Annotated in this window: 11 protein-coding genes; 7 read left to right on the top strand and 4 right to left on the bottom strand. The window is 27.1% G+C overall.

Going from position 1 to position 12,422, the window contains the following annotated elements; translation table 11 throughout:
- Position 1 precedes the first annotated feature (1 nt).
- Genes DU473_RS00765 through DU473_RS00750 form a run of 4 tightly spaced genes read right to left on the bottom strand, consistent with a single transcriptional unit; the run spans position 2 to position 3,720 of the window.
- Positions 2-217 carry a type II toxin-antitoxin system Phd/YefM family antitoxin gene (locus DU473_RS00765; RefSeq protein WP_131163394.1) on the bottom strand — a complete coding sequence of 72 codons (216 nt, stop codon included), beginning with the start codon at positions 215-217 and terminating at the stop codon, positions 2-4.
- Positions 218-275: 58 nt separating this feature from the next.
- On the bottom strand, positions 276-1,313 hold the full coding sequence (locus DU473_RS00760) for a D-alanine--D-alanine ligase (protein ID WP_131163393.1): 1,038 nt from the start codon (positions 1,311-1,313) through the stop codon (positions 276-278).
- Between the two features lie 11 nt (positions 1,314-1,324).
- Positions 1,325-1,876 carry a Holliday junction branch migration protein RuvA gene (gene ruvA, locus DU473_RS00755; RefSeq protein ID WP_131163392.1) on the bottom strand — a complete coding sequence of 184 codons (552 nt, stop codon included), beginning with the start codon at positions 1,874-1,876 and terminating at the stop codon, positions 1,325-1,327.
- Positions 1,852-3,720, bottom strand: a complete 1,869-nt coding sequence (locus DU473_RS00750) for a flagellar assembly protein A (RefSeq protein ID WP_438830687.1) — start codon at positions 3,718-3,720, stop codon at positions 1,852-1,854. The genes ruvA and DU473_RS00750 overlap by 25 nt, the downstream gene beginning before the upstream one ends.
- A gap of 99 nt (positions 3,721-3,819) precedes the next feature.
- Here DU473_RS00750 and murJ point away from each other — a divergent pair, with 99 nt between their 5' ends.
- From murJ to DU473_RS00715, 7 genes are read left to right on the top strand one after another with little or no spacing between them, the layout of a single operon-like run.
- Complete coding sequence (gene murJ, locus DU473_RS00745; protein ID WP_131186366.1) at positions 3,820-5,274, top strand: murein biosynthesis integral membrane protein MurJ; 1,455 nt, start codon at positions 3,820-3,822, stop codon at positions 5,272-5,274.
- Positions 5,271-6,680 carry a cysteine--tRNA ligase gene (cysS, locus tag DU473_RS00740; protein ID WP_131163389.1) on the top strand — a complete coding sequence of 470 codons (1,410 nt, stop codon included), beginning with the start codon at positions 5,271-5,273 and terminating at the stop codon, positions 6,678-6,680. The genes murJ and cysS overlap by 4 nt, the downstream gene beginning before the upstream one ends.
- Positions 6,655-8,388, top strand: coding sequence for an ABC transporter ATP-binding protein (locus tag DU473_RS00735; protein WP_131186365.1), 1,734 nt, complete (start codon positions 6,655-6,657; stop codon positions 8,386-8,388). The genes cysS and DU473_RS00735 overlap by 26 nt, the downstream gene beginning before the upstream one ends.
- Positions 8,389-8,437: 49 nt before the next feature.
- Positions 8,438-9,490: a quinone-dependent dihydroorotate dehydrogenase gene (locus tag DU473_RS00730; protein WP_131186364.1), complete on the top strand. Its 1,053-nt coding sequence runs from the start codon at positions 8,438-8,440 to the stop codon at positions 9,488-9,490.
- Complete coding sequence (locus DU473_RS00725; protein ID WP_131163386.1) at positions 9,487-10,728, top strand: M16 family metallopeptidase; 1,242 nt, start codon at positions 9,487-9,489, stop codon at positions 10,726-10,728. Before DU473_RS00730 ends, DU473_RS00725 begins: the two co-directional genes overlap by 4 nt.
- Entirely contained in the window at positions 10,728-11,615 is an 888-nt protein-coding gene (dapA, locus tag DU473_RS00720) for a 4-hydroxy-tetrahydrodipicolinate synthase (RefSeq protein ID WP_131163385.1), read from the top strand. The genes DU473_RS00725 and dapA overlap by 1 nt, the downstream gene beginning before the upstream one ends.
- Positions 11,615-12,394, top strand: coding sequence for an enoyl-ACP reductase (locus tag DU473_RS00715; protein WP_131163384.1), 780 nt, complete (start codon positions 11,615-11,617; stop codon positions 12,392-12,394). The genes dapA and DU473_RS00715 overlap by 1 nt, the downstream gene beginning before the upstream one ends.
- Positions 12,395-12,422: the final 28 nt, after the last annotated feature.

The raw sequence follows: 12,422 nt of genomic DNA, 5'->3' as shown, positions 1-12,422 counted from the left end.
TTTAAGCCTTTTGGTCTGTATAGATTTTTTCTAAAAGTTCTAAAGCATTTTGCAAACGTTCATATTCTTCGATATTAAGCATAACTGCTTCAAATTTATTATTTTTTAAAATGACTATTTTTCCTGATTTGCTTTTTTTTAGTTTGTCTATAATGGGGCTGAAATTTCTTACAACTTCTGTAGCAGTATAAATTTCATCTTTTTTAAAAGAAAGCATATGTATTCCTAAAATATGTTAAATTTTACGTAAAATTTAACATATTTTGTCTTAAAAATTATAATTTACCTTTTTGTCCGTTGATGGAATTTAAAAATTTATATTCAATTTGAAGTGATTTTTCATTTTTGCAATTTTGTGCTAATTTTTGCAAAACTTCTGTAAAATTGCTAAAAAGATAATTAGCTAAAGATCCTGGATTTGGATTTATTTCGTTGAGGTAAACTTCATCATTAATAATAAAAAAATCACAACGAATTAACGCTCCTTTGAAAAGAGGATTATAAATTTTCTTAAAATTTTCTTTAAGCTTTTCTTTAAGCTTTTCTTCTAATGGTGCTTCTTTAATTGTTGTATGAGAAGAGAAGCTAAGGTATTTTTGTTTAAAATCTAAGTATTCTTGCTTGTTTGGTTCTTCTATGATAGAAAAAATAAACTCATCATCTATCATGCAACCTGCTAGGTTGTATTCTTTGATATTGTTTTTAAAACTTTCTACTAAAATTTCATCATCAAATTCAAAAGCTACATCTTTAGCATACTCAAATTCTTTTTCATTTTTTGCAACACTTATTCCTATGCTACTTCCAAGTCTTGCTGGTTTTAAAATGACAGGAAATTCAATATCTTGTTTTTGATTATCATATTTTTTAATCATAAAATAAGGCAGAGTTTTAACTCCAACTTTTTGTGCATAAAGTTTAGTTAATTCTTTGTTGTATGATAAAACACTAGCTTCTAATCTTGCACCTATATAATTAATTTTATAAAAATCAAATAGAGCTGCTATTTTTCCATCTTCTCCATCTTTTCCATGTATAAGATTGATAGCACAGTCAAATTCTATTTTTTTTTCATTAAATAGATTTTTTTGATAAAAACCTGCATTTTTGAGAAAAATTTGTTTTTCTTTTTTATATAAAGCCTTGCAAAAGGTTTTAGAATTCATTTTTTCACTTGGAATAAGATAGAAATTTCTTTCTGAATCGCAAAATATAAAAATGACTTCTTTTAAGATTTTTTTTAAAACCACCGCACTGACAATACTAATTTCATGTTCATAAGAATTTCCACCAAAAATGATAGCGTAATTCATTATTTTCTCCTTCAGCTTAATTTTTTAAGCGCTTCTTTAATTAAGTCACTTGTATTATTTGATGTGCAATTTGATAAAACTTTAATGATTTTTTCTTGTTTAAAACCAAGAGAAATTAAAGCAGCTAAAGCTTGCGACTTATCATCACTAATTTGTTCTAGATGAGTTTTAGCATCACTAAGTTCTATAAGTATACGTTTGGCGCTTTTTGGTCCTATTCCTGGTACTTTTTTAAAAACATTTTCATCATTAAGGCTTAAAGCTTTATAAAATGAATTTACATCAAGGCTTGAACATATGGTCATTGCTGTATTAGCACCAATGCCATTTACTTTTAAAAGCATTTCAAAAATTTTTTGTTCTTCTTTGTCTAAAAAACCATAGAATTTATTAGAATCTTCTTTGATAATCTGAGTGATTAAAAATTCGTATTTTTGTCCAAGTTCAACTTTTGCCGAACAAAATAATGAAATAAATACGCCATAGCTTAAACCATTGATACATTTTACTATGATAAAAGTAGGTTCTTTTTTTGTAATTATCCCTTCGATGCCAACAACCATTGTATATCCTTTTCATCATAATCTAGTTTTCTATCAATTTCTATAATTGTTTCTTTATCATCTATAGAATTTTTTATAATCCCTATACTTCGTGTTTCTTCTTGTTCTTCAATTGCATAAAAAAATGTTTCTCTTGGATTTAAAAATTCGAATTTAATTTCATTCATATTGCTCCATTTTCCACTTTTATTAATAAGTTTTGCTTTTAAAAGTTCATTTTGTAAATTATCTAAATCTTGCAAAATTTGATTTTTGTCGTATTCTAATTTATTTTTTTGATTTTGCCATTTTATAAATTCTTGATTATAAAGATCAAAATCTTTGATAATCTTTTCATATTGCAAAGGGATAGTTTGATTTGAGTTTTTAAGCTCAAGCACCTTTTTTTTCAAAGCATATACTTCTTGTTGACTTGAATTAATACTTCGTTTTAGAAGATCGATTTTTTGATCAGCTTGTAAAATTTGATTTTTGGTTATAAAAAGTTCTTCAGTATAGTTTCTATCCAAACTTTTTATTTTTGCATTAAATTTATTGTTGTCTCCTTGACATTTTTCTAGAACTATATTTTGATAAAAAGTGAAAACATTATTTGTTAGAACTTCTTCTATGTAAATTTTATCAGCTTCTATAATTCCGCCTAAGCTTTTTTTGATTTTTACAATTTCTGCTTTAACTTTTCCGCCTTCTAAAAGATCAATGTTTACTTCTTTGGCATCAATATGACCTCTATGTGTTTTAACATAAACTTCTTCAGCATTGATTTTGCTTTTGCTGTGTGTAATTCCTTTAATGTTAATTTTTATTGCATTTAAGTAGGTATTAGCAGCAATATTTCCTTCGACATTTAATTCTTGGCATTCTATTTTAATCCCTGAATTAATAGCATCATGAATATCTGATGGGAATTTAACATTAATAACCACTCCTTTATCAAGTCCGGCTTTAATAGTCCCTATTTTTTTAAAATCTAATTCTCTAAAATCTAAAGTATTTTGGATGTCATATTTATTCTCATCTTCTATAACAAATCCTTTTTTTTGCGCTATATATTCTATGCGATCTTCTTTTTCTTTTGCTTCTATGGCATTTGTATGAGAAATATTAAATTTATTTTGCACAGGATCAAGCACTTTTAAAAAATGCAAATTTAAATCTCTTCCTTCTTTTCCATTTCGTGCTTTGATATGAGTAAGAATCACTTCATTTTCATCAACCGTAATAATGCCTGATCTTTTTTCATCTTGAGTGTAATTTTTAGTCTTTTCTTTGTAGTTAAAAATCAATACTTCATCTTGAGCTTGCATAGGCGAAATTCCTTTTGCAATGGTGACTTGGGTAAAATTAGATGAAGAAGATTTGATTTTGGAAGCAGTTTCAATAAGTTGTTTCTTAAAATCGAAAATGCGAATACCAATTAAAAATTTAAGTTTAATCATTTTTTTATAAATATTTTGAAGTAGTTCTAGTGCTATTTTTTCATGATAGGTTATTTTTTGAAGTTCAATTTCTGCTATGAGTTTGGTCAAATTTTTATTTGCAATCAATTTAATAGCATTGGCGACATTATTGTTGGCGTTATGAATGATTTCTATTTTATACTCTTGTTTAACTTGTAAATTATTTTTTAAAAAAAACTCATCTTGCTCAAAAATATTCAATTCTTTTTCGCTAATTTTTTTCCATTCCTCATCTCCAAAGCGATACCAAGTTGAAAATGCGAGAAGGTGGTAATCAAGTTCATTAACATCTATATTTGTTCGTGAAGCGACTGCTAGTAATTCTTGGTAGGGGTTTGAGGTATAAGAAATAATTTTTTCATTCTCTAACAAGTTACTCTCCACTAATTTTCATTGAAAAGATATATTATAGTAAATTTTTAATCAATTTTGGTTAAAATATTTATTTTGAAAAATTATTAAAAGTCTTGGTTTTGCAATATTATGAAAAATTTAGTATTTAAAAATTTTATTATTAATGCTTTAGGAATTTTATTTTCTAGAGTTTTAGGTTTAATAAGAGATATTTTAATTGCTTTATTTTTGGGAGCAGGACTTTATAGTGATATTTTTTTTGTAGCACTCAAAATGCCTGCTTTTTTTAGGAGAATTTTTGCTGAGGGTGCATTTAACCAATCTTTTTTGCCCAATTTTACCAAAGTGAAAAAAAAGGGAGCCTTTTGTGTAGGCGTGCTTTATCAATTTAGTATTATTGTATTTTTATTTTGTCTTTTAGTAAGTTTTTTTTCTTCATTTTTTACAAAAATTTTTGCTTTTGGCTTTGATGAAGAAACCATAAAGCTTGCTTCTCCTTTAGTGGCTATTAATTTTTGGTATTTATTTTTTATCTTTATTGTTACTTTTATAGCAGCTTTATTAAATTATAGGCAAAAATTTTTTATTACTTCATTTTCATCTTCTTTGTTTAATCTTAGTATTGTTATAGCGGCTTTTTTTGTGGATAAAAATAATCCCCATGAAACGCTTTATTATTTTTCTTATTTTATAGTTTTAAGCGGAATAGCACAATTAATTTTACATATAATTGTTTTTTATAACAATAGAATTTTGAAAGCTATGAAACTTTCTTTAAAATTTAGAAAAACAAAAACGAATTTAAAATCTTTTTATGGAAATTTCTTTCATGGAATTTTAGGTTCTTCTGCTACACAATTTAGTTCTTTGCTGGATACAACTATAGCTAGTTTTTTGATTACTGGAAGCATTTCTTATCTTTACTATGCAAATCGTATTTTTCAACTTCCCTTAGCTCTTTTTGCCATAGCTTTAACGCAAGTTGCTTTTCCTAAAATTTTAAAATATTTAAAAAGCAATCAAGAAGAATTAGCTTTAGAATTTATGAAAAAGGCTTTAGCTTTTTTAAGTATTTTACTTATTTTTTCTTCTATGATTGGTATAATTTTTGCCAAAGAAATTACTAAAATACTTTTTGAACGAGGAAATTTTTCCAATGAAGATGCTCTAATAACAGCTTATGTTTTAATAGCATATCTTTTAGGACTTTTGCCTTTTGGTTTGCAAAAAATATTATCTTTATGGCTTTATGCTAAATTTAAACAAAAAACAGCTGCTTTTATAGCTTTTAAGGCTTTGATTTTAAGTGCTTTATGTTCTATAGTTTTTATTTTATTTATTCAAGATGAGAAAAATAAAATATTAGCCGTTGCGCTTTCTTCTTCTATTAGTGCATTTTATTTGCTTTTGGCTAATATCAAAGAGTTTGGATTTAAGAAATTTTTCTCTTTAATTTCTTGGAAGTTTTGTATTTTATTTTTTGCAATATTTGCATTGGTTGTTATTTTATTATTAGAATTTAAAACTAATATAATTTTTGTTTTTGTATATATATTTGAGTTTATAAAAGGAATAATACAATGAAATTAGTAGATAGTATTTCAAAAGAAAAAAAAGAATTTATTCCAAAAGAGAAAGGAAAAGTAAATATTTATCTTTGTGGTCCTACAACTTATGATGATGCTCATTTAGGACACGCTAGAAGTAGTGTATGTTTTGATCTTTTAATAAGGGTTTTTAAAGCTAAAGGTTATAATCTTTGCTTTGTGAGAAATTATACTGATATTGATGATAAGATTTTAAAAAAAATGCAAGAGAAAAATCAAAGTTTGGAACAATTGAGTGAATTTTATATCAAAAGTTATGAAGAAGATATGAGAGCATTGAATGTATTAGAACCAGATCATAAGCCAAGAGCTACTCATTTTATAAAAGATATGATAAAACTTATTCAAAAACTTTATAATGAAAATTATGCTTATATTTTAGAAGATGGGGTATATTTTGATACAAGTAAGGACGAGAAATATTTTAGTCTTTCAAAAAGAGATATTTTTCAAAATCAAAGTCGTTTAGAAAATGAAGTTTGTAAAAAAAATGAAAGTGATTTTGTTTTATGGAAGTTTGATGAAAAATTCTACGATAGTCCTTTTGGTAAAGGAAGGCCAGGTTGGCATAGCGAATGTATAGCTATGATACAAAGCATTTTTGAAGATAAACTTGATATACATGCTGGAGGAATTGATTTATTGTTTCCACATCATGAAAATGAGGCAACCCAATGTCGTTGTGCTTATAATTATGAAATTTGCAATTATTGGCTTCATAATGGTTTTGTAAAAATAAATAATGAAAAAATGAGCAAAAGCCTTAATAATAGTTTTTTTATCAAAGATGCTTTAAAATTATTCCCTGCGGAAGTTCTTAGAATTTATCTTTTAAGCACCCATTATAGAGCTCATTTTAATTATTCTTTAGAAGATTTGCAAATGAGTAAAAAAAGACTTGATAAATTTTATAGACTTAAAAAAAGAATAGCACTTCAAAAATGTGATAATAAATTTGAAAATGAAAAATTTCAAAGCAAAATAAGTCAAGAAATTTTATTTGTTTTAGAAGATGATTTAAATATTTCAAAAGCTTTATCTTTGCTTGATGAATTTATTGTCAATGTAAATTTAAAGCTTGATAAAGATGGCAAGAATAAAGTTTTTAAACAAGAACTTTCTAGGAGTCTTAAAGAGCTTTGCTTGATTTTTGGTTTTGGTTTTTTAGATCCTAGTGAATATTTTCAATTTGGGGTAAGCTTAGAAGAAAGAAAATTTATAGAAGAGCAAATTTTTTTAAGAAATGAAGCTAAAAAAAATAAGGATTTTGTCAAGGCAGATGAAATTCGTGCCAATTTACTTAAACATAATATTATTTTAATGGATACTCAAAATGGAACCTTATGGGAAAAAAATAATGCAGAAAAAAATGACCTTAATTGATGTCTTAATACGCTTTAAGCCTTTTTATAAACAGTATTGGAAATATTTTTTATTTGCTATTATAGGTATGCTTTTTGCCTCTTTGGGTACTGCTGCAAGTGCTTATGTTATTAAACCTATTTTAGATGATATTTTTATAAATAAAAGTCTTAATTTATTATATATAACTCCTTTTTTTATTTTTATAGTTTATTTTCTTAAAAATTTAGGAGCTTATTTGCAAAGCTATTATACAAGCTTTATTGGGATTGATATATTAAGGATATTAAGATCTAGGGTGCTTGAAAATCTTTTAAGACTTGATATGATGTTTTTTAAACGTTATAGAAAAGGGGAATTAATTAGTCGTTGCACTAACGATATCAATGCTTTGCAAAGTATAGTAGCTAATATTATTCCTGATTTTTTAAGAGAATTAATTACTACTATTGGACTTTTAAGCGTTGTGATTTATCAAAGCCCAACCTTAGCTTTTTTTGCTTTAATTGTCTTACCAGTAGCCATTTTTCCGCTTGTTTGGTTTGCTAGGAAGCTTAAAAAATATGCAAAAATAACTCAAGAAAAAAATTCAGATCTTTTATCTCGTTTGAGTGAAATTTTCTCTAATATAGAAATTATTAAAGTTAATAATGCCGAAAATAAAGAAAAACTAAGATTTTCTAAAGAAAATGATGAATTAAGTAAGGTTATTTTAAAAAGTGTTCGTGTAACTTCTTTGACAAGTCCTATTATGGAGATTATAGGCTCTTTTGGAGTATCTATAGTTATCATAGTTGGAGGAAGAGAGGTTATACATGGAAATATGAGTGTGGGAACATTTTTCAGCTTTATTACAGCACTTTTTATGATTTATGCTCCAATAAAAAGATTATCTTATTTATATGGTATGTTGCAAACTACCATTGTTGCAAGTGAGAGAACTTTTTATCTTTTAGATTTAAAACCTGAGATTAAAGGTGGAGATAAAAGACTTGAAAATATTTCAGATCTTTTATTTAAAAATGTTCATTTCTCATATGAAAGCGGAAAGGAAATTTTAAAAGGACTTGATTTTTATTTAAAAAAAGGGGAGATTTTGGCTTTTGTCGGTCCTAGTGGCGGTGGGAAATCTTCCATTGTGGGTTTAATTCTCCATTTTTTTAGAAGAAATTCGGGTGATATTTTTATCAATAATCATTCTATAGACGATTTTTCCTTGCAATCTTTAAGATCTAAAATATCTTTAGTGACTCAAGATATTTATATTTTTAACGATACCATCGCTCAAAATGTTGCATATAATGAAGAATTTAATGAAAATAAAGTGATTGAGGTTTTAAAACTAGCTAATGCTTATGAATTTAGTATGCAAATGGGAGGAATTCATTCAAAGCTTTATGAAAACGGAAAGAATCTAAGTGGCGGACAAAAGCAAAGAATTGCTATTGCTAGAGCTTTATATAAGAATCCTGATATGCTAATTTTTGATGAGGCTACTTCAGCTTTAGATAATGAAAGTGAAAAAGTTATTATTAATACTATAGAAAGTTTAAAAAAAGATAGGCTTATTGTTATGATTGCTCATAGGCTTAGCACTATAGAAAATGCTGATAAAATCGCAGTGATAGATAAAGGAAAGGTTTTGGCAATTGGAACCGATCAAGAATTAATGCAAAATTGTCACCTTTATCAGAAATTTAAAAATAAAGAGCACAAAATCAAAGCTTAACTTTATTTTAATTTAGTTAAAATTTAAGTTAAAATTTTTAAGGATAAAAATGATTTATGAACGTATAAAGCCTTTAATTTTTAAAATGGATCCAGAATCAGCTCATAGTTTAGTTGAGTATTCTTTGAGAAGTCTGAATGTTGTTTTTCCGGGTGCACTTAGTTTTTTGGCCCATCGTTTTATAGTACAAGATGAGAGCTTAAGGCAAAATCTTTTAGGGCTTTGTTTTGATAATCCTGTTGGCTTGGCAGGAGGTTTTGATAAAAATGCTACCATGATAAGACCTTTGAGTGCTTTAGGGTTTGGTTTTTTGGAATTTGGAACTTTTACTCCAAAAGCACAAGAAGGTAATGAAAAACCAAGAGTATTTCGATTGGTAAAACAAGAAAGCATACAAAATGCTATGGGATTTAACAATAAGGGCGCTAAAGAGATTCGTTCAAATTTAGTTAAAATTTATCCTTTTGTATTACCTCTAGGTGCTAATATAGGAAAAAATAAAAATAGCGAAAATGCACTAGAAGATTATTTTATCCTTTTAAGGGAATTTAAAGATTTGTGTGATTATTTTATTATCAATATTTCTTCACCTAATACTAAAAATTTAAGATCTTTACAAAATCATACTTTTTTAAATGATTTATTAAGTGAGGCAAAAAAGATTACCCAAAAACCAATTTTAATTAAAATAGCTCCAGATCTGGATATATCTTTAGCTATTGATTTATGTCAAAAAGCCATAGAAAATGGTGCTAGTGGTTTTGTGATTGCTAATACGAGCACTGATTATTCTTTGCTAGATAATGGAAGAACTTTTGGAGGAATTAGCGGTAAGCTCATACAAGAAAAGAATGGTAAATTTTTTAAAGAATTAGCTAAAGAACTTTTTTCTCATACTATTTTAATTTCTTGTGGAGGAATTGATAGTGGTAAAGAAGCTTATGAGCGTATTAAAAATGGCGCCAATTTAATCCAAATTTTTACAGCACTTATTTATAAGGGGCCAGCTCTTGTTAGAAATATCAATCAAGAGTTACTTACTTTATTAAGAGAAGATGGATTTATGCATATTAGTGAAGCGGTTGGAGTAAATATTAAATGATTGAATTTAAAAAGATAAGTTTAAAAAATAAACTTGAAGTTTATGCACTACCTGTTAATAAAAATAGCGAAGTTATTAGCGTTGATATCTTTTATAAGGTAGGTTCTAGAAATGAAGTTATGGGTAAAAGTGGCATTGCTCATATGCTTGAGCATTTAAATTTTAAAAGTACTAAAAATTTAAAAGCTGGAGAATTTGATGAAATTATTAAAGGTTTTGGTGGCGTAGATAATGCTAGTACAGGTTTTGACTATACACATTATTATATCAAATGTGCTAAGAAAAATTTAAATAAAGCCTTGGAACTTTTTGCAGAATTAATGCAAAATTTAACCTTAAAAGATGAAGAATTTCAACCCGAAAGAAAAGTTGTTTTAGAAGAACGCAGATGGAGAACAGATAATAATCCTTTAGGATACTTGTATTTTCGACTTTTTAATCACGCTTTTATTTATCATCCTTATCATTGGACTCCTATTGGTTTTTTAAGAGATATTGAAAATTGGACAATAGAAGATATTAAGGAATTTCATAAGACTTATTATCAGCCTAAAAACGCTATTTTACTTGTAAGTGGTGATATTGAGAGCGAAGAGGTTTTTAATGGCGCTAAAAAATATTTTGAAAATATAAAAAATACAAAAATTATTCCAAAAGTTTATATGAAAGAACCAAAACAAGATGGTTCTAAAAGAGTAATACTCAGAAGAAATTCTCAAACACAAATTCTTGCTTTAGGTTTTAAAATTCCTAATTTTAAACACAAAGACATTCCAGCTCTTAATGCTTTAGCTGAACTTTTAGGAAATGGAAAAAGCTCTTTAATGAATGAAATTCTTGTTGATAAGTTAAATTTAATTAATGATTACTACGCTTTTGTTAATGATACTATTGATGAAAATTTATTTATTTTTATTTGTAATTGTAATTTAAATGTTAAAGCTGAACAGGTTGAAAAAGAATTATGGAAAATTATTAACAGTATTAAGAATGAGCAGATTTCAATCAAAGATTTAGAAAAAATAAAAAACAATACTAAGAGTGATTTTATATTTTCACTTAGTAGTGCAAGTGATGTTTCAAATCTTTTTGGTTCTTATTTGGTAAAAGGAGATTTAAAACCATTGTTAAGCTATGAAAAAGATATTGAAAATTTAACTATTAAAGATTTGGTAAAATGTGCTAAAAAATATTTTAATGATAATAATTCCACTACGGTAATTTTAAGGAAAAAATAATGAATTTAATTGGAGCCATGACTGCTTTAATCACCCCTTTTAAAAATGGTAAAATTGATGAGCAAAATTATATTAAGCTTATTGAAAGGCAAATTAATAACGGCATAGATGTTTTAGTTCCAGTAGGAACAACAGGAGAAAGTGCAACTTTAACCCACAATGAGCATAAGACTTGTATAGAACTTGCTGTTGCAACTTGTAAGAATACTTCTGTTAAAGTTTTAGCAGGTGCAGGAAGCAATGCCACTCATGAAGCCATAGATTTAGCTAAATTTGCACAAGAGTGCGGGGCTGATGGTATTTTAAGCGTTACACCTTATTATAATAAACCAACCCAAAAGGGACTTTATGAACATTATAAAAGTATAGCAGATAGTATAGAAATTCCTATATTATTGTATAATGTTCCAAGTAGAACAGGTTGTGAAATCGCAACAGATACTATAATAGATCTTTTTAGAGATTGTAAAAATATTTTCGGCATTAAAGAAGCAAGTGGAAATATCGAAAAATGCGTTGATTTGCTAGCTAAGGAACCAGATATTATTTTAATAAGCGGCGATGATGTTATTAATTATCCTATTCTTGCTAATGGAGGTAAAGGGGTTATCTCTGTAAGTTCTAATTTGCTACCAGATAAGATTTCTTTATTAACTCATGAAGCATTAAAAGGAAATTATAGCTTAGCTAAAGAAATCAATGATGAGCTTTATTGTATAAATAAAGTGCTATTTTGTGAGAGTAATCCTATTCCAATTAAAACAGCAATGTTTATTATGGGTCTTATAGATTCTTTGGAATTCCGTTTGCCTCTTTGCTCTCCAAGTGATGAAAATTTTAAAAAGATTGAAAATATATTAAAAAAATACAGTATTAAAGGATTTTAATGAATAATGAATTTTTAGGAAAAACTTTAGTGATTAGTGGTGGAACGAGAGGTATAGGAAAAGCTATAGTATATGAATTTGCAAAAATGGGTGTAAATATAGCTTTTACTTATAATTCCAATGCAGAGTTAGCTAAAGACATTGTAAAAGATTTAGAGAATAATTTTAATATCAAAGCAAGAGCTTATGAATTTAATATTTTGGAGCCAGAAACTTATAAAGAGCTTTTTGAGAAAATTGATCAAGATTTTGATAGAGTAGATTTTTTCATTTCTAATGCTATTATTTCTGGTCGTGCAGTAGTTGGTGGATATACTAAATTTATGAAACTTAAGCCAAGAGGAATTAATAATATTTTTACAGCAACTGTAAATGCTTTTGTCGTTGGCTCACAAGAAGCTGCTAAAAGAATGGAAAAAGTAGGGGGAGGAAGCATTATTTCCATTTCATCAACTGGAAATTTAGTTTATATAGAAAATTATGCAGGACATGGTACTGCAAAAGCTGCTGTAGAAGCTATGGCAAGATATGCTGCTACTGAATTAGGAGAAAAGAATATACGTGTAAATATAGTAAGCGGTGGTCCAATAGAAACCGATGCTTTAAGAGCTTTTACAAACTATGAGGAAGTAAAACAAGCTACAATTAATCTAAGCCCTTTAAATCGTATGGGTCAACCAGAAGATTTAGCTGGTGCTTGTTTATTTCTTTGTTCATCTAAGGCAAGTTGGGTAAGTGGACATACTTTTATTGTAGATGGAGGAACTACTTTTAAATAAAAATTAATTGAATTTATTTTTATTTATA

The sequence above is a fragment of the Campylobacter novaezeelandiae genome, assembly GCF_004323845.1.
GTDB lineage: Bacteria > Campylobacterota > Campylobacteria > Campylobacterales > Campylobacteraceae > Campylobacter_D > Campylobacter_D novaezeelandiae.
This window is presented reverse-complemented; position numbering and strand designations above follow the sequence as displayed.